Source organism: Spirillospora sp. NPDC048824, assembly GCF_043198455.1.
Lineage (GTDB): Bacteria > Actinomycetota > Actinomycetes > Streptosporangiales > Streptosporangiaceae > Spirillospora.
Map to the genome: position 1 here is coordinate 153,498 of NZ_JBICUS010000003.1, position 23,151 is coordinate 176,648.

General features: G+C 73.1%; 17 protein-coding genes. 7 read left to right on the forward strand and 10 right to left on the reverse strand.

Features of this window, described 5'->3' with window-relative positions; genetic code table 11:
* Nucleotides 1-53: 53 nt before the first annotated feature.
* Nucleotides 54-302 carry an alpha/beta fold hydrolase gene (locus ACGFIS_RS07155; RefSeq protein ID WP_392909007.1) on the forward strand — a complete coding sequence of 83 codons (249 nt, stop codon included), beginning with the start codon at nucleotides 54-56 and terminating at the stop codon, nucleotides 300-302.
* A 55-nt stretch (nucleotides 303-357) separates the two neighbouring features.
* On the forward strand, nucleotides 358-1,188 hold the full coding sequence (locus ACGFIS_RS07160) for a class I SAM-dependent methyltransferase (protein WP_392909009.1): 831 nt from the start codon (nucleotides 358-360) through the stop codon (nucleotides 1,186-1,188).
* 264 nt (nucleotides 1,189-1,452) lie between these two features.
* On the opposite strand, the gene ACGFIS_RS07165 is transcribed toward ACGFIS_RS07160, so the two are convergent.
* From ACGFIS_RS07165 to ACGFIS_RS07175, 3 genes are all read right to left on the reverse strand, one after another.
* Nucleotides 1,453-2,436, reverse strand: coding sequence for a CapA family protein (locus tag ACGFIS_RS07165; RefSeq protein WP_392909013.1), 984 nt, complete (start codon nucleotides 2,434-2,436; stop codon nucleotides 1,453-1,455).
* Between the two features lie 109 nt (nucleotides 2,437-2,545).
* Complete coding sequence (locus ACGFIS_RS07170; RefSeq protein WP_392909015.1) at nucleotides 2,546-3,580, reverse strand: SGNH/GDSL hydrolase family protein; 1,035 nt, start codon at nucleotides 3,578-3,580, stop codon at nucleotides 2,546-2,548.
* Between the two features lie 80 nt (nucleotides 3,581-3,660).
* Nucleotides 3,661-4,176 carry a GNAT family N-acetyltransferase gene (locus ACGFIS_RS07175; protein WP_392909017.1) on the reverse strand — a complete coding sequence of 172 codons (516 nt, stop codon included), beginning with the start codon at nucleotides 4,174-4,176 and terminating at the stop codon, nucleotides 3,661-3,663.
* 97 nt (nucleotides 4,177-4,273) lie between these two features.
* Between ACGFIS_RS07175 and ACGFIS_RS07180 the strand changes: the two genes are divergently transcribed.
* A complete protein-coding gene (locus ACGFIS_RS07180; protein WP_392909019.1) occupies nucleotides 4,274-4,456 on the forward strand; it encodes a hypothetical protein in 183 nt (60 codons plus the stop codon).
* Nucleotides 4,457-4,472: 16 nt separating this feature from the next.
* Here ACGFIS_RS07180 and uvrB read toward each other — a convergent pair whose 3' ends face one another.
* Together uvrB and ACGFIS_RS07190 are read right to left on the reverse strand one after the other, a co-directional pair.
* Entirely contained in the window at nucleotides 4,473-6,590 is a 2,118-nt protein-coding gene (gene uvrB, locus ACGFIS_RS07185) for an excinuclease ABC subunit UvrB (protein ID WP_392909021.1), read from the reverse strand.
* A 92-nt stretch (nucleotides 6,591-6,682) separates the two neighbouring features.
* Nucleotides 6,683-7,834 (reverse strand): sensor histidine kinase, encoded by a 1,152-nt coding sequence (locus tag ACGFIS_RS07190; RefSeq protein WP_392909023.1) that lies wholly within the window; start codon nucleotides 7,832-7,834, stop codon nucleotides 6,683-6,685.
* Nucleotides 7,835-8,056: 222 nt separating this feature from the next.
* On the opposite strand from ACGFIS_RS07190, the gene ACGFIS_RS07195 reads away from it, so the two are divergent.
* From ACGFIS_RS07195 to ACGFIS_RS07205, 3 genes are read left to right on the forward strand one after another with little or no spacing between them, the layout of a single operon-like run.
* Nucleotides 8,057-9,070, forward strand: a complete 1,014-nt coding sequence (locus ACGFIS_RS07195; RefSeq protein ID WP_392909025.1) for a hypothetical protein — start codon at nucleotides 8,057-8,059, stop codon at nucleotides 9,068-9,070.
* 22 nt (nucleotides 9,071-9,092) lie between these two features.
* On the forward strand, nucleotides 9,093-9,866 hold the full coding sequence (locus ACGFIS_RS07200; protein WP_392909027.1) for a hypothetical protein: 774 nt from the start codon (nucleotides 9,093-9,095) through the stop codon (nucleotides 9,864-9,866).
* 31 nt (nucleotides 9,867-9,897) lie between these two features.
* A complete protein-coding gene (locus ACGFIS_RS07205; protein WP_392909029.1) occupies nucleotides 9,898-10,782 on the forward strand; it encodes an inositol monophosphatase family protein in 885 nt (294 codons plus the stop codon).
* Nucleotides 10,783-10,837: 55 nt separating this feature from the next.
* Here the strand turns inward: ACGFIS_RS07205 and ACGFIS_RS07210 are convergent, their stop codons facing one another.
* Nucleotides 10,838-12,061 (reverse strand): SLC13 family permease, encoded by a 1,224-nt coding sequence (locus ACGFIS_RS07210; protein WP_392909031.1) that lies wholly within the window; start codon nucleotides 12,059-12,061, stop codon nucleotides 10,838-10,840.
* 67 nt (nucleotides 12,062-12,128) lie between these two features.
* Here ACGFIS_RS07210 and ACGFIS_RS07215 point away from each other — a divergent pair, with 67 nt between their 5' ends.
* Nucleotides 12,129-18,032: a TIR domain-containing protein gene (locus ACGFIS_RS07215; protein WP_392909033.1), complete on the forward strand. Its 5,904-nt coding sequence runs from the start codon at nucleotides 12,129-12,131 to the stop codon at nucleotides 18,030-18,032.
* On the opposite strand, the gene coaE is transcribed toward ACGFIS_RS07215, so the two are convergent.
* From coaE to rpsA, 4 genes are all read right to left on the reverse strand, one after another.
* Nucleotides 18,029-18,628 carry a dephospho-CoA kinase gene (coaE, locus tag ACGFIS_RS07220; protein WP_392909035.1) on the reverse strand — a complete coding sequence of 200 codons (600 nt, stop codon included), beginning with the start codon at nucleotides 18,626-18,628 and terminating at the stop codon, nucleotides 18,029-18,031. The two genes, ACGFIS_RS07215 and coaE, sit on opposite strands and share 4 nt — an antisense overlap.
* Nucleotides 18,629-18,652: 24 nt before the next feature.
* Nucleotides 18,653-19,144: a GNAT family N-acetyltransferase gene (locus ACGFIS_RS07225; RefSeq protein WP_392909037.1), complete on the reverse strand. Its 492-nt coding sequence runs from the start codon at nucleotides 19,142-19,144 to the stop codon at nucleotides 18,653-18,655.
* Between the two features lie 36 nt (nucleotides 19,145-19,180).
* Nucleotides 19,181-21,145 (reverse strand): endonuclease/exonuclease/phosphatase family protein, encoded by a 1,965-nt coding sequence (locus ACGFIS_RS07230; RefSeq protein ID WP_392909039.1) that lies wholly within the window; start codon nucleotides 21,143-21,145, stop codon nucleotides 19,181-19,183.
* A 313-nt stretch (nucleotides 21,146-21,458) separates the two neighbouring features.
* A complete protein-coding gene (gene rpsA / locus ACGFIS_RS07235; RefSeq protein WP_392909041.1) occupies nucleotides 21,459-22,964 on the reverse strand; it encodes a 30S ribosomal protein S1 in 1,506 nt (501 codons plus the stop codon).
* Between the last annotated feature and the right edge of the window lie 187 nt (nucleotides 22,965-23,151).

Genomic DNA, 23,151 nt, shown 5'->3' on the forward strand with positions numbered 1-23,151 from the left:
GCGCGCGGCGCCCCTCTCGACCCGGCGGCGGCTTTCGGAGGTCGCAGCGTGACGTGCTGGCGCGCTACGGGATCACGGCGAAGCCGATGGACGGGGAACTCGCGCGCGTACGGCGACCGGTGCAGATGATCTGGGGTGAGCGGGATCCGTTCGGGCAGGAGAAGAGCGGACGCCGCGCCGCGGCGATCATGCGGGACGCCGAGTTGCACCTCGTCCCGGGCGGTCACGCGCCCTGGCTGTACCAGGCCCGGCAGGTCGGCGCGCTGATGCGGCGCTTCCTGGACGATCGCGGCGGCGCGTGACCGCGGCCGGCGACCGGCAGAACACGAACACCGATGAGCAAGGGAGGAACCCGCCATGGCCGTCGAGACACCGATACAGGAGCAGATCCGCGGCGAGTGGGAGACGATCGCGCCCGGGTTCGACGAATACCTCACCCCGGGGAACATCCGGCACGGCGAAGCGGTGCTCCGCCCGCTGGGCATCCGTCCCGGGACGCGCTTCCTGGACGTGGCGGCCGGAAGCGGCGCACTGAGCATCCCCGCCGCGCGTCTGGGCGCGGAGGTGGTGGCGACCGACATCGCACCGGCGATGATCCAGCGACTCGGCGCCCGCGCCGAGGCGGAAGGCCTGACGAACATCGAGGGCCGGGTCATGGACGGTCAGGCCCTGGAGTTCGCGGACGGCGCCTTCGACGTGTCCGCGTCCCAGCACGGCGTGTCGCTGTTCCCGGACCTGAGCGGCGGGCTCGCCGAGATGGTGCGCGTGACCAGGCCCGGAGGGACGGTGCTCGTCGTCGCGTTCGGGGCACTCCACAAGGCCGAGTTCCTCGGATTCTTCATGGGCGCCGTCCAGGCGGTCGCACCCGCCGCCATGCCACCGATGGAAACGCCACCGCCGTTCCGTCTGGCCGACCCGGATCTGTTCCGGGAACATCTCGTCGCGGCGGGGCTCACCGGCGCCACCGTGGACACGATCACCTGGGACATGCCCGTCGAGTCCGCGGCGCACCTGTGGAACCTGGTCACGGCGAGCAACCCGATCGGGGCACGGCTGGCCTCGGGCCTGACCGCGGAGGCGCGCGACGACGTGCACCGGGTGTTGGACGGACTCCTGCGCGAACGCTCGGGCGGCGAGCCCGGAGCGGTCCTGCACGCGGAGATCAACGTCGGCACCGGCACGAAGTGAGGCCCGCCGCGGGACGATGGCGGGCCCGCGGCGGCGCCTCGGTCCGGCGGTCACGTCCACCCCGTCCGACGGCACGCTCCGGTTGACGCCGAGAGCGCCTCGAACGAAGATCGGCACCGTCCTGGCACCTGCTGCGTCCGGAGGGAGCGATGACCATGGAGAAGCGTCCGCTGAAGGGCCACGTCGCGCTGGTCGCGGATGGGACGCGCGGAGGCGGGCGGGGCGTCGCCGTCCAGCTCGGGGCCGCCGGGAAGCCGGAGCCCGCTACGGCCCGCCCGCCCGCGGCGGCCCGTCGATGACGAGACGGCCCTCGTGGGCGGTCACCCGCGTCCCGAAGGCCGCGCAGGCCCCGGTGAAACGCTCGGCGATCCACTGGCGGTCGGCGTCACCGGCGAGGCTCGTGTGGCCGAATCCGAGCCGCAGCGGCACGGCCTCGATCCGGGACGGGCCCGCGCGGCCGAGCGTGACCAGGAACAGCAACCCGAGGTCGTTGCGGAGCAGCTCGCTGACGACGTAATCGTCGATGAGGTCGCCCATGTCGAAGATGACGGGCCAGGCGACTCCGTGAAAGACGTGCGCCGAACTGCCGGCGATGAGCGTCGCACCGGCGTCCACCAGGGCCCTGGCCGCCCGCCGGACGTAGAGCAGCGGCTCCTGCGTCATGTTCGGGCCCCAGTGCGGCAGGACGAGCACCGCGTCGTTGCCCGCGCGGAGGCGCCGGATCTGCTCCAGAAGGCGCTCCGGCACGCCTCTCTCCAGCTCGACGAGGGCGACGCCCGGCCTGCCGGGCCCGACGGCGAAGTCGGAGGGATGGTCGGTGATCCCCACGACCGCGACGTTGACGCCTTCCGCTTCCAGGACGACGCTCTCCCGCGCCTCCTCGGGGCTCGAACCCGCGCCGGCGGCCCGGATGCCCGCCCTCTCCAGGTGGTCGAGCGTGTCCTCCAGCGCGTCCGGGCCATAGTCGAGCGCGTGGTTGTTGGCGAGCGTCACGCAGTCCACGCCGAGGTCGGTGAGAGCCCCGACCGCATCCGGGGGCGCCCGGAAGTGGAAGGGCTTGCCCGGCGCCTCCCAGCGCCTGCCGCGGGCGGACACGCAGCACTCCAGGTTCAGCAGGGCGAGGTCGGCTTCCGCGAAGACCTCGCGCACGCCGGCGGAGAACAGTCCGTGCGGGCCGGAGGCGGCGATCTCGTCCGCCACTCCCCGGCCCAGCATGGTGTCACCGGCGAGCGCCACTGTGACGGCCATCGGCTCCCCCGATCGACGGCGGTGTCCCACACCCCCTACCCGCCGGGGCGGGGCCGCTCACGGGGAGGCACGGAACTCGTCGCGATCGCGGTGGAACGCGCCGTCCGCGCTAGGAGAGCGGCCGCCCCGGGCCCTTCCTGACCTGCTCGACGAACAGGCCGGCCAGCGCGTGATGCCCGGCGGCGGTCGGGTGATAGCTGCGCGGCTCGGCCTCGAGCGCCGACAGGTTCAGCGCCAGGCCGTTCATGTACGGGTCGCTGCTGCCCACCTCGTGGCCGGCGAACGCGCTGTAGGCGTCGGCGAACTCGACGCTGCCCCGGCCGTTCCGGGCGGCGATCTTCGCGTCCGCCTCCAGTGCGGACTGCCGGATCAGCCGGCCCAGGTCGTAGGCCCGCGCGTTCAGCCACCGCTGGTCGGACACGGTGATGTTGTCCCCGTCCACGCCGCTGACCTCGGAGAACGCCTTCGGGTACCCCATCACGATCACCCGTGCGCGCGGCGCCTTCGCTGTGATCTTGTCGAGCAGCGCGGGGAGGCTCGTGCGCAGTTCGGCCATCCGCCCGGCGACGTCCTCGCCCTGCCGGGTGCAGTCCTTGCTCCACGGCAGCTTGACGACGCACCCGGCGAGCACCTTGGAGAACCCGACGTCGTTGCCGCCGATGCTCAGGGTGACCAGGCTGGTGTCAGGGCCGATGCGGCCGATCTGCGGTGGTTCCCCGCCCCGCCCCTTCAGCACATCGGCCGTCGTCGCGCCGGAGCACGCCCAGAACGCGCTGCCCTTCGCGAACCGGAAGGCCTTCGAGACCTCGTGGTAGTACGCCTTGGACGTCCGGTGGCACCGGTCGAGAGGGTTGTGGTCGGCCACGCTCGCCTCCGCGCCGACGCCCGACGAGTACGAATCCCCCAACGCGACATAAGAGCCCCAAGTGGCGGCTTCGACCGGCGTGAGCGCCCTTTCGGTCGCCACCGGATCGGCGCGCACATCGGGCCCCGGCTCGTGGCACCCGCTGCCGAAGACCTTGCACCGCGCCGCCGGCAGCGCCACCAGCGGGACGACGCCCAGGGCCAGCAGCACCACCAGGACGGCGACGGCGAGGCCCCGTTCGCCGAATCGGTCCCGGACCCACACCACCGGGCTGATCATCGTCCTCCTTCACGTCCATGGGGCAGACGTCCATGAGGCGCTCCAGGTTCCCGCCTTTACGTTGTAGATCAACAACCGGGCTACGGCCGGCCGAGCGGCGCCCACATGACCAGGCGCGGGCCCAGCTCGTGCAGGCCCGCCTCGATCTCGGCGTTCCAGTACGACCTGATCCCCGGCCCCCACCGCTCCTCGGGCAGCGCGGCGAAGCCGTGCGCGGCGTACCAGGGCCCGTTCCACGCGACGTCCCGGAACGTCAGCAGGCTGACCCCGGGCGACCCCGCCTCGGCGGCCCGCGCCATCACCGCGCCGAGCAGCCGGACACCGATCCCCTTGCCCGTCAGGTCGCCGCGCACCGAGATCTGCTCCAGGTGCGCCGCGCCGTCGACCTCCTCGACCGCCGCGAAACCCACCGGCGGATCACCGGCCACGACGATCTCCGCGTCCTTGCCCGTCATCTGGCCCGTCATCTGCTCGATCACGGTCGGCCCCGGAGGGAACACGATCCCGATCTCGGCGAACATCGCATCGCCCGAACTCTCGATCGACGCCAGCCCCGGCAGATCCTCGGGCCGCGCCGGACGAACCTCATACTCCATCCCGCGATGGTAGAACGCCGCCAGGGGCGATCCGTCCGCGCCCTTCCGGCCGGGACCCGCCGCGCAGGCGTCCCCCCGCCCTGGAGTTCCGCGACGTGTGGTTCGGCTACCGGCCGCCGCGGCCGGTGCTGCGGGGAGTCCCGTTCGAGGTGCCGCCGCGCGGCCATGCGGCCCCACCGGCCGCTCCGGCGCGGGCAAGTCGACGATCTTCGCGCACGGCGTGTACCGGCGGCTCGGCTACCGGCCGGTGGAGGATCGCGTCATGCTCGCCTTCACCTGACGCCGCCGCGCGTCCCCTATTTGACGCCCGCCTCCTTCATGTCTCGGAGTTCGCGTTTGAGTTCCTTGATCTCGTCGCGGAGGCGGGCGGCGAGCTCGAACTGGAGGTCGGCGGCGGCCTGGTGCATCTGCGCGGTCATCTGCTCGATGAGGGCCTCCATCTCCTCGCGGGGGCGTTCCCCGACGAGGTCGGCGGCGTGGCGGCCGACCTCCCTGGTGCGGGACGCGAGGCCGGGGACGGGGGCCTTGCCGCGGCTCTGCTGGCGGCCGGCGCCGCCGAGGAGGGTCTCGGTGTCGGCGTCCTCGCGGACGAGGGAGTCGAGGATGTCGGCGATGCGCTTGCGGAGGGCCTGCGGCTCGATGCCGTGCTCGTCGTTGTAGGCCTGCTGCTTGGCCCGGCGGCGGTTGGTCTCGTCGATCGCGCGTTCCATCGACGGGGTGACCGTGTCGGCGTACATGTGGACCTGGCCGGAGACGTTGCGGGCCGCGCGGCCGATCGTCTGGATGAGGGACGTCTCCGAGCGCAGGAAGCCCTCCTTGTCGGCGTCGAGGATCGCGACGAGGGACACCTCGGGCAGGTCGAGGCCCTCACGGAGCAGGTTGATGCCGACCAGCACGTCGAACTCGCCGGCGCGCAGCTCGCGGAGCAGCTCGATGCGGCGCAGCGTGTCGACCTCGCTGTGCAGGTAGCGGACCTGGATGCCGAGTTCGAGGAGGTAGTCGGTGAGGTCCTCGGACATCTTCTTGGTGAGGGTGGTGACGAGGACGCGTTCGTCGCGTTCGGTGCGCTCGCGGATCTCGTGGATGAGGTCGTCGATCTGCCCCTTGGTCGGCTTCACGACGATCTCGGGGTCGATGAGGCCGGTCGGGCGGATGACCTGCTCGACGACGTCGCCCTTGACGCGGTTCATCTCGTAGGAGCCGGGCGTGGCGGACAGGTAGACGGTCTGGCCGATGCGGTCGAGGAACTCCTCCCATTTGAGGGGCCGGTTGTCCATGGCGGACGGCAGCCGGAAGCCGTGCTCGACCAGCATCCGCTTGCGGGACGCGTCGCCCTCGTACATCGCGCCGATCTGCGGGACGGTCTGGTGGGATTCGTCGATGACGAGGAGGAAGTCCTCGGGGAAGTAGTCGAGGAGGGTGTTGGGGGCGGTGCCGGCGCCGCGGCCGTCGATGTGGCGGGAGTAGTTCTCGATGCCGGAGCAGGTGCCGACCTGCCGCATCATCTCGATGTCGTAGGCGGTGCGCATGCGCAGGCGCTGCGCCTCCAGCATCTTGCCCTGCCGTTCCATGACGGCGAGGGCGTCCTCCAGTTCGGCCTCGATGTCGCGGATGGCCCGCTCCATCCGCTCGGGGCCGGCGACGTAGTGGGAGGCGGGGAAGACGTACAGCTCCTCGTCCTCGGTGATCACCTCGCCGGTGAGGGGGTGAAGGGTGGCGAGCTTCTCGATCTCGTCGCCGAACATCTCGATGCGGACGGCGAGTTCCTCGTACTGCGGGATGATCTCGACGGTGTCGCCGCGGACCCGGAACGTGCCGCGGGTGAACGCGAGGTCGTTGCGGGTGTACTGCATGCCGACGAGCTGCCGGAGCAGGTCGTCGCGGTCGATCTCCTGGCCGACGCGGAGGCGGACCATGCGGTCGACGTACTCCTGCGGGGTGCCGAGGCCGTAGATGCAGGAGACGGACGCGACGACGACGGTGTCGCGGCGGGTGAGCAGCGAGTTGGTCGCCGAGTGCCGCAGCCGGTCGACCTCGTCGTTGATCGAGGAGTCCTTCTCGATGTAGGTGTCGGTCTGCGGGATGTACGCCTCGGGCTGGTAGTAGTCGTAGTAGGAGACGAAGTACTCGACGGCGTTGTGCGGCATCATCTCGCGCAGCTCGTTGGCGAACTGGGCGGCGAGGGTCTTGTTCGGCTGCATGACCAGGACGGGCCGCTGCACCTTCTCCACCAGCCACGCGATCGTGGCGGTCTTGCCCGTGCCGGTGGCGCCGAGCAGCACGTTGTCCTTGTCGCCGCCGTCGATGCGGGCGGCGAGGGCGGCGATCGCCGCCGGCTGGTCGCCCGACGGCGTCATCTCCGTGACGACCTCGAACGGCGCCACGCGGCGCCGCAGATCCGTGATCGGCCGCATCGTCGCCTCTTCCCCTCGGTCCGGATCCGTCCGGCGTTCTCCCCTGCCCCACCACTGTATTCAGCGGGTAGGACAATCTATATCCGAGCAGGTCAGGACGCCGGCAGCGGAATCTTGGCGCGGACGGCGTAGCCGCCCCGGCGGGGACCGGCCTCGAAGGTGCCGCCGAGGGCGGTGACGCGCTCGCGGAGCCCGACCAGGCCGTTCCCGCCGCTCGGGAGCCGGTGGTCGGGACGGGCCGTGGGCGGGTCGTTGGCGATCTCCACCTCGATGGCCCCGGGCAGGAGGCCGAGGTCGACGCGGGTGTCGGCGGCGCCGGCGTGCTTGTGGACGTTGGTCAGCGCCTCCTGGACGAGGCGGTAGACCGTCCGCCCGACGGCGGCGGGCATGGGTTTCTCGTCACCGCGCACCGACAGGTCGACGCGGAGGCCGGCGGCACCGGACTGCCCGACGAGTTCGCGGACGTGGGCGAGGGTCACGGCCTCATACGGCAGTGCCTGCTCGCCCTGCCTGAGGACCCCGATGACGTGGCGGAGCTCCTCCAGGGCCTGGCGCCCCATGTCCCCGATCACGGTCGCGGTCTCGGCGGCCCGCACCGGGTCGCGGACGGCGGTCGCCTTGAGCGCCCCCGCGTGCACGACCATGACGCTGATCCTGTTGGCGACCACGTCGTGCATCTCCCGGGCGATGCGGGTCCGTTCCTCTCCCCGCGCGCGCTCTGCGAGGAGGTGCTGTTCCCGTTCGAGGCGCGCCGCGCGTTCCTGGAGCGATACAAGGAGTTGCTTGCGCGCACCCATGTACAGGCCGAGCAGGACGGGGACGGCGATGAACGCGACACCGAAGATGGCCTGCGCGATGAACGCCTCGTTGCCCGCCGTCGGCGAGGGGAGGGCGAGCGAGAAGGCGTAACCGAAGACGGCGATGGTCAGCACCGTCCGGCGGGACGCGGTATAGGCCGCGAGCGAGTACAGGATGACGAGCGCGGAGAACACCCCCGCACCGGCGACCGTGCCGAAGACCACCATGAACAGCGCGAGCCCCACGGGGTGGACGCGGCGCAGGACCGCGGCCAGGCCGAGGATGACGCTGCACACCGACACGACCGGCGGCGGCAGCCAGAACTCCTGCTCGGCGAACCACAGGAACGTTCCGTCGGCTGCGGCCAGAGCCACGGCGAGGGAGACGTCGAGCGCGCGTGACCTCCGTGTCGGCCACGCCGCCGACCACCAGCCCCGCGCGCGCATGCGATGAGCCTATAGCGAGCCGCAGGCCGCCAGGGTCGTCCCGGCGGGACGGTAAGGGCGGCCGTCCCCCGGGGGAACGCGAATCGCCCTTACCACGGGCCTTTCCCGCCCTCCGGGTGCTGTGGTTACCATGACGGCGCCGACCGTGCCGTCCGAAGGGGACGGCCCCGCGCGCCCCCGCAGCGCCATCGGCGCCGACCTGGGACGGGGAAACCGCAGAACATGACCCGCTTCGCCAACTGGCTCGGGAAGAACGCCGACGCCGTGATCGCGCTCGTGCTCGCCGTCACCGTCGCCGTGATCGGCGTCGGGGTGAACCTGCCGAACGAGGCGGAGATCACCAACAGCGCGATCCTGGCCGTCATCGGCCTGCTGGCGACGTCGGTCCTGCGGGACCGCAGCCGCCGCATCCCGGTCGAGGCGGAGGTCCGTGACACGCTGCGCGCGTCCTCGACCACCCTGGACGACCTGAGCGGCAGGCTGAGCCACATCGAGGGGTTCGAGAACGTCCTGTCCGACACCAAGCGCACCCTGGACGAGACCACGGTCGTCCGCGTCATCAGCGGGACGCAGGTGGCGCAGGTCCTCGAAGAGGCGCGCCGCGACACCGACCGGTGGTTCTTCAAAGGCGGGACGGGCACCTACATCCGTGCGCGGACACTGCCCGAGTGCGTGGCGGCGGCGCGCAGAGAGCGCCGGACGCTGCTGTTCCGCCTGGAGATCCTCGACCCCACCGACGTGGAGGTCTGCGAGGCGTACGCGCGTCACCGCCGCTCGGTGTCGGACGGCCCGGACGCGACGGGCGAGCCGTGGACGCTGGACCGCACCCGCAAGGAGGCCTACGCCACGCTCCTCGCGGCGTGCTGGCACAAGCAGCGGTTCGCGATGCTCGACATCGACATCGGCCTGGCGCGGACGATGACGACGCTGCGGTACGACCTGGCGGCGTCCCGGGTCGTGGTGACCCGCGACGACCCGCGCGGCGAGGCGCTGGTCGTGGACAGCAACAAGTTCTACTACAGCTGGGTGAGCGCGGAGCTGCAGACGAGCCTCGACCAGGCGCGCCGCGTGCCCGTCGAGCAGGCGCGGCTGGCGCCGCTGGACGACGAGCCGACCGTCGAGGAGGCCCGCAAGCTCTTCGAGGTGATCGGGATCGATCTCCCGCAGGGCTACACCGACCGTGACGTCATCGAGGTCATCCGCAAGGCGCTGCGGGCCAAGGATCCCTACGAGTGACGCGAGTGATGGGGCCGCCGGAGTGAGGTACGAGGAGATCCGCGAGGACATCCGGGCCGGTACAGCGGCGCGGACGCTGCCGGCGTGGGCCGGGCGCGTCATGGACGACGTCGCGGCGGGCCGCTCGCACGTCCCGGCCGTGCGCCATCCGCTGGGCTTCGTCTGCCTTCCCGTGGAGCGCAGCGGCGACTTCGGCGTGTGCCTGCACATCTGGACGCCGGAGGTGCGCCCGGCCCCGTCGACCACGTCCCCGGTGCACTGCCACAGCTGGGATCTGCTGAGCTTCGTCCTGTACGGGACGGTGCGGAACGTGCGCATGGAGATAGCCGAGGGGCCGGGCGGGACGTCCGGCCGGGACCCCGCCGGCGAGACGCGGCAGATCTTCGAGGTCGTCAGCGCGGACGGCGTGGACGAGCTGAAGGCGACCGGGCGCACCGTCCGCTGCTCTCCCGGCCGTTCCATCGCACACCGGACCGGCGAGTCGTACACGCTGCCGGCGGGCGTGTTCCACACCACGCTCATCGAGGACGGCATGGACGCCGCGACGGTCGCGCTGGGGCGCCGGACGCCCGGCGGCGGCGATCTGTCGCTCGGGCCTCCGGGCGTTCCCTCGCACCGGGTGCACCGTTCACGCTCCGGCCATGCCGACACCGTGCGCGCGCTGCGGCGTTCCGCTCGCAGGATCGCGTCCGCGCATCCGCCTCCCGCTCCCTCCCCCGCGGCGCCCGCCGCCCTGCCCGGCAAGCGTCCCACCTCTGATCCGCACGCGCGGCACCACCGCTCGGCGCGCCGGTAGCCCGGCGCCGGACCCGACTGGAGAAGGCCCGATGAGATCCACGACCCCGTCACCGGCCCTTCCGGTCGATCTCTCCGAGGCCCGCCGCGTGGCGGTGGACGCGGCGGTGGCGGCGGGGGCGCTGCTGTCCGCCGGGATGGGCGGGCCTTTGGACGTCCGGCCGAAGGGCCCGGGCGGGGACGTGGTGACCGCGCTGGACACGGCCGCCGAGGAACTGATCGTCGGGCGGCTCCGGGCGGCGTATCCGGGGCACCGCATCATCGCCGAGGAGTCCGGGGTCCTCGAAGGGGCGCCCGGTGAGGAGATGCTCTGGCTCGTCGATCCGCTGGACGGCACCAACAACGTCGCGATCGGCATGCCGGTGTACGCGGTGGGTCTGGCGCTGTGCGCGCGCGCAGAGCCCGTCCTGGGCGTCGTCCACGACCCGGCGGCGGGACGGACGTGGTCGGCGGTGCGCGGGAGGGGCGCCCTGGGGCCGGACGGGGAGCCGCTGACGCTGGCCGATCGTCCGCGGCCGGGGCGGGACGACAACCCCGTCCTGGCATGGACGCAAGGGCATCAGGTCGCCTCGGACGACCCCGTGGCGTTCGCGCTGCGTTCGGCCATTGAGGGGCAGTGCGCGCGGATGCTGCAGCTGTGGGCGCCGCTGGTGGCGTGGGCGATGCTGGCGCGCGGCGACATCGACGGGATCGTCGGCTACCTGCCCGAGATCGTGGATCTGCCCGCCGGGGCGCTGCTGGCCGCGGAGGCGGGAGCCGAGCTGCGCCGCCTGGACGGGCGGCCGTACGCGCTGGGCGTCGACCGCCCGGCGTCCGAGCTCGGTTTCGTGGCGGCGCGCCCGGAACTGCTCGACCGCCTCCTGGCGACCACGGCGAGGATCACGAACCGGGACGGCCGCGTCCGCCTCACCCGGTGAATCCGGCCCTGTGAGGCACGGCGAGTCTCGGCCGGTGAGCCTCGGCCCGTGATGGTCAGCCGGTCAGCAGGAGCGCCGGGACGGTGGCCGCACAGCCCGCCACGGCCAGGACGGCCCCCGTCAGCACGAACTTGCGCATCGGGACCCTGACGTCCCACCGGCGGCACCACTCGAACCACAGCAGCGTGGCGAGCGACCCCCACGGTGTGATGACGGGCCCCACGTTCGTCCCGATGAGCAGCGACAGAAGCTGGTCCTTGTTCGCCGCGGGCACGGCCGGCTCCCCCGCCACGTAGGCGGGGAGGTTGTTGAGGACGTTCGACAGTCCCGCACCGGCGAACGCGGCCCGGAACGCACCCACGACACCGTCGTCCCCGCCCATGACGGCGCGCATCACGTCGTCCAGCCCGAACCGCTCCAGCGTCGGCACGACCAGGAACAGGCCGGTGACGAACACCATGAGCTGCCACGGGATGAGCGCGGGACGCAGCGCCGCCCGGTCGCGGACGGCGAACGCGGCGGCGGCCACGGCGGCGGCGGCGGTCGCGGCGATGCCGAGCTGGATCCCGGTGTGCACGCCGGCGAGGATCGCGCCGATGAACATCAGGCAGGCGAGCCCGGTCGCCGAGAACAGCACCCGGTCCCGGACGGGCGCGGGTGCGGGCGGGTCGTAGGAGTCGGCGCCGCGCATCCGCCGCCGCCAGTAGAACGCCCACAGCAGCGCCATCGTGACCGCCAGGGCCGCGAGCTGCGGCGCCCACATGCGGGCGGCGAACGCGCGGGTACCCAGCGCGACGCGGTCGGCGGCGAGCAGGTTCGTCAGGTTCGACACCGGCAGCAGAAGGCTGGCGGTGTTGGCCAGCCACACCGTCGTCATGGCCAGCGGGAGGGTCGCGATCCGCGCGCGCGCCGCCAGCGCCAGCATGACGGGCGTCAGCAGCACCGCGGTCGTGTCGAGGTTGAGGAAGATGGTGGTGAGCGAGGCGAACGCCACGCACAGCAGGAACAGGACCGCGTAGTTGCCGCGTCCCGCCCGCGCCATCCGCTGCGCGATCGCGTCGAAGACCCCGGCCGCCTTGGTGAGCTCCGCCAGGACGATGACGCTGAACAGGAACAGCAGCAGCGGCGCAATCCGCTCGACGCTGGAGCGCGCCGTGCCGGCCGGCAGCAGGCCGGTGGCGACGAACACCAGGCCGAGGACGAGCACCCCGACACGGATCCAGTCCAGAACGCCCAGCCGTCCGGCCGCGCGGCGCAGGATCTCGATCCGGGGTGACACGCGCGACATGATCCCATAGGCGGCCCGGGGCACTGCTTTCGTCGCCCCGCCGCGCGATACTGGCGGAATGACGACCCACGGCGGCCACCCCAGGCAGGAGCGTCCGACCGACTTCTTCATCAGCTACTCCCCCGCGGACGAGCGGTGGGCGTCCTGGATCGCCTGGCAGCTGGAGGCGGCCGGGCACCGGACGATGATGCAGGCGTGGGACTTCGTGCCCGGCACCAACTTCATCGACTTCATGGACCGGGGCCTGTCGGAGGCCAGGGCCGTCGTCGCGGTGCTGTCGCGCAACTACCTGCGGTCCCGGTACGGGCGGATGGAGTGGATGGCGGCGCTGCGGGCCGACCCGGACGACCCGGCCCGCAAACTGGTCACGGTCCGCATCGAGGACTGCCCGATCGACGGGCTGCTGTCCACGATCACCTACGTGGACCTCGTGGGCGTCGACGACCCGGACGAGGCGCGCCGGATGCTGATGCGGCGCATCGGCGAGGCCCTCGCCGGCCATGCGCGCCCCCAGAACGGCCCCGGCTTCCCCGGAACGGGCCGGGCCGTTCCCGGTGGCCCCGGCGACCGGGAACCCCTCCAGGGCCGTCTGGAGGACGCCGGCGGCGGCCGGCCGGATCCGGCCGGTGAGCGGCCCGCGCGGCGGGCGCCCGTGGCGGCGCCGGCGTTCCCCGCCGCCGGCGGCGGCGGGGAGGAGCCGCGCGAGCGGCTGAGCGTCCTGCACGTCGCCGGGCCCCGGTTCGGGCGGACGCTCGCCGAGCCCGGCGAGCCCACCACCGCCACCGAGCTGCAGGACCGCATCTGGAGCGACGTGACGCGGCTGGCCGACTCCGGCGTGCCGCGCCCCGACCTGCTCCTCGTCACCGGCAACATCACCCACTCGGGCAGCCGCAAGGAGTTCGCCGAGGCGCTGTCGTTCCTGACGAGCCTGCGCGCCCTGCTCGGGCTGGAGGCGCAGCGCGTCGTGGTCGTCCCCGGCACCCACGACGTCACCCGCGCGGCCTGCCAGGCCTACTTCTCCAGCTGCGAGGCCGACGACATCGAGCCGCAGCCGCCGTACTGGCCCAAATGGCGGCACTACGCAGGTCTGTTCAAGGAGTTCTACCAGGGCATCGACGCGCTCATCTTCGACAGCGCCCAGCCGTGGACGCTGTTCCCCGTCCCCGACCTGCGGGTCGCGGTCGCCGGCCTCAACTCGACGCTGCCGCAGACGCACCGCGAGGAGGACCGGTACGGGCAGGTCGGCCGGGCGCAGGCCGCCTGGTTCAACGAGCGGCTCCGGCACTTCGAGGACGACGGCTGGCTCCGCCTCGCCGCGGTCGAGCACACGCCGATCTCCGGGGAGCCCGGCGCGCTGCGCGACCCCGAGACCGTCGAGATGCTCCTCGGCGGCCACGTCAACCTGTTCTTCCAGGGGACGGAGTCGGAGTTCGGCGCGATCCCCCTGCTGGGCGGCGGCGTCCCGTCCGTCCCGGCGCTCGGGCCCGGCCGCCACCAGATCGTGGTCGTGGAGCGCGACGGCCTGCGGCGGTGGATCCCCGAGGACGCCGAACGGCGCGGCCCCGAACGTCTCGAACGGTCCTGGGCGAACGCCGCGGGCACGTTCCCCCCGCCGCGCGCCGAGACGCCGCCGGCTCCGCCCGTCCCGGAACTCGGGCCGGGGGCGGGCCGCGCCGCCGACCCGGTCCCCGACCCCGCGGCGCGGCTCCTCGACCGCCTGACGGAGGCGTGCGAGACGCGGTTCGAACGCGCGACGATCCGGCGCATCGTCCCGCCGCCGCGTGAGGACGGCCGGTCGGACCCGCCGCACCTGCTGCTCACCCACCTGGAGGACGGGTTCGTCCGGCAGTACCGCATCGGCGCGCATGTGGGCCAGGTGACCGAGGCGGACGTCGACGCGTTCGTCCGGCATGTGCACGCCGACGGCACCGACCACGGGTCCGAACTGGTGTATCTGGGCCCCGCGCCCGCCCGGTCACTGCGCGACGACGCGCTGCGGCGCGGCATCCGCGTGCGGAGCCTCACCGAGTTCCAGGGCCTCGTCGACCTCTCCGAATACGTGACGGCGCAGACGGGACGGCTCTCCGCGGGCGGCCTGTACCCGCCGGCCCTGTACGTCCCGCAGCGCTACCGGGAACTCGACCGGCTCGGCACCGGCGCGCCGGCCGGGCCGCGGGACGGTGAGCGCGGCCGCCCGCCCGGCGCCGATCCGGGCCGGGACGTCCACGACGACGTGGTCGGCGAGATGCTGCGGCTGCTGGCCGCCGACCACGGCCGGTTCCTGCTGCTGCTCGGCGACTTCGGCCGCGGGAAGACGTTCGCGCTGCGCGAGCTGGCCCGCCGCATCCCCGAGGAACTGCCGCACGTCATCCCGATCCTCATCGAGCTGCGGGCCCTCGACAAGGCGCACTCGGTGGACGGCCTCGTCGCCGCGCATCTCGCCAACCACGGCGAGGAGCTGATCGACCTCAAGGCGTTCCACTACATGCTCCGCCAGGGGCGCATCGTCCTGCTCTTCGACGGGTTCGACGAGCTGGTGACGCGGATGACCTACGACCAGGCCGCCGACCACCTCGACACGCTGCTGCAGGCCGCCCAGGACAAGGCCAAGATCGTGGTGGCGAGCCGCACGCAGCACTTCAAGTCGCAGGCGCAGGTGCTGACCGCGCTCGGCGAGAAGGTCGGCGTGCTGCCGCACCGGCGCGTCCTCGGCCTGGAGGACTTCACACCCCCGCAGGTCCGCTCGTACCTGGTCAACCGGTACGGGGACGAGGGCGCGGCCGAAGCGCGCCTGGCCCTGCTCGCGGGCATCGGGGAACTGCTGGTGCTGACGTCCAACCCGCGGATGCTGTCGTTCATCGCCGACCTGCCCGAGGAACGGCTCCGCGCCGTGGCGCAGGCACGCCGGGCCGTCAGCCCCGCCGACCTCTACCACGAGATCCTGTCGTCGTGGCTGGCGTACGAGGCCGACCGGGTCGGCGGGTCGGGCGGGCCGTCCGGGCTGAAGGCCGAGGACATGTGGCGGGCCGTCGGGACGCTCGCGCTGCGGCTGTGGGAGGGCAACGAGCAGTTCCTCCGCCTCGCCGAGCTCGCCGACGTCGCCGACACCCTCACCGGCCTCGCGGGCGGCCGCATGTCGCCGCACCAGGTGACGCACGCCGTCGGCGCCGGGAGCCTCCTCGTCCGCACCGCGGAGGGCCTGTTCGGATTCATCCACACGTCGGTGATGGAGTGGCTCGTCGCGCGGCACATCGCGGACGAGTTCGAACGGGACGCGGCGCCGGCCGCGCTGGGCGGGCGCGCGCTCACCCAGCTCATCGTCGACTTCCTCTGCGACCTCGCCGACACCCGCGCCTGCCAGGAATGGGCGGCCGCGGTGCTCGCCGACCCCGGCGCCGACGACATCGCCCGCGCCAACGCCATCCGCATCACGACACGGCTGCGCACCCCGGCGCGCACCGACCTGCGCGGCGCGCGCCTGCAAGGCGAGGACCTGTCCTACCGCGACCTGCAGGAGGTCGACCTGACCGGCGCCGACCTCACCGACGCGCAGCTCGTCGGCGCCAACCTGTCCCGCGCCGTCCTGCGCGACGCGTCCCTGGCCGGGGCCCGCCTCGACGAGGCCACGCTGACCGGAGCCGACCTGCGCGGCGCCGACCTGTCACGCGCCCGGCTCGCCCGCGCCGACCTGCGCGACGTCGCCGTCGAAGGCGGACGCTGGACGCGCGCCGCCCTCGTGGACGCCACGCTCCCCGAACGCGTCGCGAACGCACCGGAACTGCGGGAGGCGGCCATCGCGCCCGGCCGCCCCATCGACATCCAGGTCGCCCCCGCCGGCGTCGGCGTCCCCTACGGCTTCCACTTCCAGACCAGCCGCCTCCCCCAGCCGCTCGCCTACAGCCCCGGCGGCTCGGTCCTGGCCGTGGGCTGCGAGGACGGCGGCGTCCTCGTCTGCGACGCCGTCACCGGCACCCCCCTGCGCACCCTCCAGGGCCACACCGACCGCGCCTACGCGGTGGCGTTCGACTCCGCCGGGAACCTGCTGGCCAGCGGGTCCGCGGACGGCACCGTCCGGCTGTGGGACCTCGCCACCGGGCACACCGCCCACACCTTCACCGTCCACCCGGAGGGCGTGTGGCCGGTCGTCGCCGGCGGGCGCTCCCCGTCGCACGGCGACCTCCTCGCGGCGGGCGCCGCCGACGGGACCGTCCGCGTGTGGGACACCGCGACCGGCGCCCTGCTGCACGAGCTGACCGGGCACACCGCGCCCGTCTACACGGCCGTGTTCGACCCGATGGGCTCGCTCATGGTCACCGGCGACGCCGGCGGCACCCTGCGCGTCTGGGACCTCGCCGGCGGGACCCTGCTGCGCGAGCTGACCGGCCACCGCGGCGCCGTGTTCCGGGCCGTGTTCCACCCGGACGGCTCCATCCTGGCGGCCGGGGACGAGGCGGGCGTCGTCCGGCTCTGGGACATCCGCACCGGCGAGATCCGGCAGGAACTCCTCGGCCACACCGGACGCGTCTACGCCATCGCGTTCCACCCGGGCGGGAACCTCCTCGTCACCGGCGACACCGACGCGTCCGTCCGGCTCTGGGAGGACGGCCGCCACCGCGCGACGCTGTCCGGCCACGAGGGCGGCATCTACCAGGCGGCGTTCAGCCCCGACGGCGGCCGCCTCGCCACCGCCGACAGCGCCGGATCCGTCCGGCTGTGGGACCCGAGGACGGGCCGGCAGCGCCTCGAACTGGCCGGGCACCGCGGCGCCGTGTGGCCGTTCGCGTTCCGCCCCGACGGCGCCCAGCTCGCCACCAGCAGCAACGACGGGACGGCCCGGCTGTGGGACGCCGAGACCGGGCAGTGCCGCGTCGTGCTGCGCGGCCACGGCCGCCGCGTCACCGGCGTCACCTTCAGCCCGGACGGCGGCATGCTCGCCGGCAGCGGCAACGACGGCCTCGTCCGGCTCTGGGACCCACGCACCGGCCGGATGATCCGCGAGCTGCGCGGCGTCGCCGACAACCTCACCTCCGCGACCTTCAACACCCGCGACTCCCAGCTCGCCACCGCCACCAACGACGGCGGCGTCCACCTGTGGCAGGCCGGGACCGGCACCTTCGAACGCGAGCTGAACGTGGAGACCGACCACGTCTGGGCGCACGCGTTCGCGCCCGCCGGCGACGTCCTCGCCACCGCCAACGACGACGACACCGTCCGCCTCTGGTACTGGACGACCGGCCGCGAGGTCGTGAACCTCGCCGACCACCGGGGCCGGGTCCGCAGCATCGACTTCCAGCCCGCCTCCGCCGGCACCGGCGCCCTGGTCGCCACCGGCTGCGACGACGGCCTCGTCCGCCTGTGGCACCCCCGCACCGGCGAACTCACCGCCGAACTCGAAGGCCACGACGACCGCGTCTACCGCGTGACGTTCTCGCCGTCCGGCGAAACCCTCGCCAGCGCGAGCAACGACGGAACCGTCCGCCTCTGGGACCCGTCCACCGGCGAAGCGCTGCACACCCTCACCGGCCACACCGGCCGCCTGTGGACGACGGCGTTCCACCCGTCCGGGACGCTGCTCGTGAGCGCGGGCGACGACATGGTCGTCCGCCTCTGGGACCCGTCCACCGGCGAAGCGCTGCACACCCTCACCGGCCACACCCGCCGCGTCTGGTCGGCCGCGTTCAGCCCGGACGGCTCACTGCTCGCCACCGCGGGCGACGACGGCGCCATCATCCTCTGGGACGTCGGCGCCGGCACCGGCGCCGGCACCGCCCCCACGCGCCGCGCGACCCTCCTCGGCCTGTCCGAAGGCTGGGCCGCGCTGGCCCCCGACGGCCGCTACAAGTGGGAGGGCAACGCCACCGCCGAATTCTGGTACGCCGTCGGCATGTGCCGCTTCGAACCCGGCGAACTGGACCCCTACCTCCCCGACGTCCACCGGCTTCCCCTCGACGCCCCGTTCTAGGCGGCCGCCCTGCGGGCCAGGGTCTCCCAGAGGGCGTCGACCTGGGCTTTCAGGGCGTCGAGGGTGCCGGAGTTGTCGATGACGCGGGTCGCGACGGCGCGGCGGTCCGCGCGGGACGCCTGATTCGCCATACGGGCGCGGGCGTCTTCCTCGGTCATGCCGCGGCGGGCGACGAGACGGTCGAGCTGGACATCCTCCGGGGCGTCCACGACGACGACCTCGTCGTACATGGGGGCCAGGCCGTTCTCCGCGAGGAGCGGGACGTCGTACACGACGACCGCCCCGTCGGGGGCGGCGTCCATCAGCTCCTGCATCCGCTCCCCCACCAGCGGGTGGACGATCGCGTTCAGCGCGGCGAGGCGGCCGGCGTCGGCGAACACGATCCGGCCGACCTTCTCGCGGTCGAGGCCGCCGGACGGCAGCAGCACGTCCTCGCCGAACTCCGCCACGACGGCGGCGAGGCCCGGCGTGCCCGGCTCCACCACCTCCCGGGCGATCTTGTCGGCGTCGATGACCACGGCGCCGCGTTCGGCGAGCCGCGCCGACACCTGGCTCTTGCCCGACCCGATCCCGCCGGTGAGTCCCACTTTCAGCACGCGCTCACCCTAGCGGCCGCCCGGTCACCCGGTCCCGGCGGGCACGAGGGGCTTGCGCATGTGCACGAGGGTGAGGTGCGCGGCGACGCGCTCCCGGTGCGTCTCGGAGTAGCCGAGGCGCCGGTACAGGCGCAGGTTCGTCTCGCTGAGGTGCCCGGTGAACAGCACGCAGGCGTCGGCGCGCCCGGCCACCTCGTCCTCCAGCGCGGCGAGGAGCCGCCGCCCGATGCCGCGGCCCTGCAGGTCGGGGACGACCACGAGCCGCCCCACCAGGCACGTGTGGTCGCTGAACCGGGCGCGGACCGCCCCGGCGAGACGGCCGCCCAGCACCGCCTTCAAAACCACCGCGTCACCCGACAGCACCTTCCGGAGCTGCTCGGCCGACTCGACCAGCGGGGGGATGAACGGGTCGCCGTACAGCTGCGCCTCCGCGACGTAGGCGGCGCGCTGGACGGTCAGGATCTCCCCGGCGTCCTGCGGGCCGGCCCGCTCGACCGCGACCGTCGGTTCGCTCATGGGACGACCCTAGCGGCGCGGGGCCCCCGGGTCTGCTCAGCGCCCGATCCGGATGGTCACCGCGACCGGGTAGTGGTCGGAGGCCTCCGAGGCCGGCACGTTGTACTCGGTGACGAGGATGCCGTCCGACCCGAAGATCCAGTCGGTGCGGGCGCCGTCGGACCTGGTGGGGGACGAGTCGTTGCCGATCGCGGTGCTGCGCAGGTCCGTGCCGTCGGTCATCGCCGCCAGTTCCGGGCTGCCCGGCCCGGCGTTGAAGTCGCCGCCGATCAGGGTGCGGGGCGCGCCGCCCCAGGCCCGCAGCAGCGCCGCGATCGAGCGGACCCGCTCGTCGGACTGGTCCTCGCCGCCCTCCAGGTGCGTCGACCACACGTCCATCGTGGTGCCGCCGACGCCGAGCCGCGCCCACACGTAGCCGCGGATCTGCGACCAGTCGCCGCGCGGCCACCGGCCCGTCCCCGAACTGCGCACCGGCAGCGACGTCAGGATCGCGTTGCCGAACTGGCCGTCGGCGGCGGGGCCCCAGATCAGCTTCATGCCGAGGCGCCGCGACAGCCACACGCCGACGTCGGCGGTGCCCGACAGCAGCGACCCGCGGCTGGCCTCCTGCAGCAGGACGACCTGCGCGCGCTGCTCCTCGATGACGCGGGCGATGCCCTCCGGGTCGAGGCGGCCGGCCTGGTTGACCGCGTCGTGGATGTTGTAGCTGAGCACCCGGACATGCCCCGGCACTGGCCCCGCCTGCGCCTTCCCGTCCGGCGCGGCCACCGAGAACACCAGGGTGCCGGCCAGCAGGGCGAGCGCGGCGGCGCCGGCGGTGAGGGCGCGCAGCGGCGCGCGGGCGGGCAGCGGGCCGCCGCGGGCCGAGGCGATGGCGGCGAGCGCGCCGAGCGCGATCCCGGCGAGGCCGGGCAGCAGATTGTTCGGGAACGGCAGCGGTGAGACGGCGCTGACCTGGTACGGGACGAGGATCGCGGCGATCAGCAGGCCGCCGAGCGCGGCGCCGGCGTCCACCCGCCACACCGGCCCGCCGGTGCCGGCGCGCCGCAGCGGCGCACGGCACGCCACCGCCAGCAGCCACGCCGACAGCACCTGCCCGAGGATCACGATGGGCACGACCTCGATGCCGGAGATCGCGTAGGTCCCGGCGACGGCGCCGGCGCCGACCCCGAGGACGGTGCCGCCGAGCACGCACACACCGCCCGGCACCGCCCGGACGGCGAGGCCGGACGCGAGGAACGCCAGCGCGAGGCCCTGCCCGACGACGATCGTGACGTGCGCGGCCGTCAGCGACTGCCAGCCGGACGACGCCACGAACGCGGGGCTGGACAGCACGAGGATCTGCAGCGCCAGGAACGGCCCGAACGCGGCCGCGCCGAGCGCGTCCCGCCAGGACACCCCGGGCGCGGTGACCGGCCCGGACGCCGTCTCCCGGTAGAGCGCGGCGGCTCCGACGCCGACGAACGCCAGGCACGCCAGCCACGGCCCGACGCCGTCACGCCACACGGGGTCCCAGGTGGCGAAGCACATCCGCACCGCGGCGTCGATCGACAGGCCCGCGACGGTGGCGGTGGCGAACCCGACGCCGGACAGGCCGCGGGCGCCCTCGTACAGCGCCGCGACGGCGATCATGCCGATGGCGGTGCCGGCGAACGCCAGCCAGGTGCGCGGGTCGATGGCCTGCGCGAGCAGCCGGACGGCGAACAGGCCGCCGACCGCGGCGAGCAGCAGGCCGCGGGGGCCGACGGCTCGGCGGATCAGCGGCGAGGTGAACCCGGCGAGGTACACGACCAGCACTCCGCCGGCGGCGGCCGCGATGCCGGTCTGGTCGGCGAAATGGTCGAGCTGGGGCAGCGAGAACCGCAGTGTCTGCGCGAGGACCGCGACGGTGACCGCGATCAGCGCGAGCCTGGCGGGGCCCTGCGGGACGATGGAGGGCCCGGACGCGGCGGGGCCGCCGGTCCTGGCGCCGGCGTCTGTGCTGGCGTCTGTGCTGGCCAATTGAACGAGTGCTCCCGGGGACGAGCGGACCTGCGGGACGGGTGAGCGCTTCGGGGGCGACGGGTCACACGGGCACCGCCGGAGTCACGTGGCCGTCCGACATCATGGTGACGTAACCGAAGCACGGCCGGAGGCCGATCCCGAAAGATCGTTCTCCGGCCGTGTCGAGGATATCGGGCGACCTCCGCACCCGGGCGGTCTGGCCTTCCGGGGCATGCGCCGCCGGTGCGGCGGACCGTCACCGGGTTTCCTTCCTCCGGCGTTCCGGGCGCGGATCGCGTCCGCACGCGGCCCGCCGGAGGAAGGGACGGGCCTACTGGCCGCCGGAGAGCTTCTCCCGCAGCGCCGCGAGAGCCTCGTCGGTGGCCAGTGCGCCACCGGTCGTCTCGCTCTCGCCGCCGCCGGAGTAGGAGGTCTCGCCACCGCCACCGCCGCCACCGCCGGCGGCACCGCTGCTCGCGGGCTCGGCACCGGCCTCGGCCTCGGCCTTGCGGGCCTCCTCGATCTGCTTGCGGTGGGCGTCGAAGCGGGACCGGGCCTCGGCGTACTGCCGCTCCCAGGTCTCACGCTGCTCGTCGAAGCCCTCCAGCCATTCGCCGGTGTCGGCGTCGAAGCCCTCGGGGTACTTGTAGTTGCCCTGGTCGTCGTACTCGGCGGGCATGCCGTACAGCGTCGGGTCGAAGTCCTCTTCCTCGACGCCGGCGGCGCCCTCGTTGGCCTGCTTGAGCGACAGGCTGATGCGGCGCCGGTCGAGGTCGATGTCGATGATCTTCACGAAGATCTCGTCGCCGACCTGCACGACCTGCTCGGGGATCTCCACGTGACGCTCGGCCAGCTCGGAGATGTGCACCAGGCCCTCGATGCCCTCCTCGACGCGGACGAACGCACCGAACGGCACCAGCTTGGTGACGCGTCCCGGGACGACCTGCCCGATCTGGTGGGTGCGGGCGAACTGCTGCCACGGGTCTTCCTGCGTCGCCTTGAGCGACAGCGAGACCCGCTCGCGCTCCATGTCGACGTCCAGGACCTCGACCGTGACCTCCTGGCCCACCTCGACGACCTCGGACGGGTGGTCGATGTGCTTCCAGGACAGTTCGGAGACGTGCACCAGCCCGTCGACGCCGCCGAGGTCGACGAACGCGCCGAAGTTGACGATCGAGGACACGACGCCCTTGCGGACCTGGCCCTTCTGCAGCGTGTTGAGGAAGGTCTGGCGGACCTCGCTCTGCGTCTGCTCCAGCCAGGCGCGGCGGGACAGCACCACGTTGTTGCGGTTCTTGTCCAGCTCGATGATCTTGGCCTCGAGCTCGCGGCCGACATACGGCTGCAGGTCGCGGACCCGGCGCATCTCGACCAGCGACGCTGGCAGGAAGCCCCGCAGGCCGATGTCGAGGATCAGGCCGCCCTTGACGACCTCGATGACCGTGCCGGTGACGATGCCGTCCTCGTCCTTGATCTTCTCGATCGTGCCCCAGGCGCGCTCGTACTGGGCGCGCTTCTTGGACAGGATCAGCCGGCCCTCCTTGTCCTCCTTCTGGAGGACGAGGGCCTCGACGTGGTCTCCGGTGGAGACGACCTCGTTCGGGTCGACGTCATGCTTGATGGACAGCTCACGCGAGGGAATGACGCCCTCGGTCTTGTAGCCGATGTCGAGGAGGACCTCGTCACGATCGACCTTGACGACAGTGCCTTCGACAATGTCGCCGTCGTTGAAGTACTTGATGGTCTCATCGATCGCGGCGAGGAAGGCTTCCTCGGACCCGATGTCGTTGACCGCTACCTGCGGGGTGGTCGAGGTGGCCTCGGTGCTGCTCGTCATGTGTCGGCTGGCTCCGGTACGGACAGTGAAGTCGTATGGGTTCTGCGCGGAGGGCCGTTTTCCGCCCTGCCGAGGACCGGAAGGGAACGCGGACCATGCCGCGTCAGTACACCGAACCGTTGTCGCCGACCTGACCGAGCGCGAGCCTGCTCCGTCCGAAGCGCGCGCAGGCCCACAGCGCAGCGAT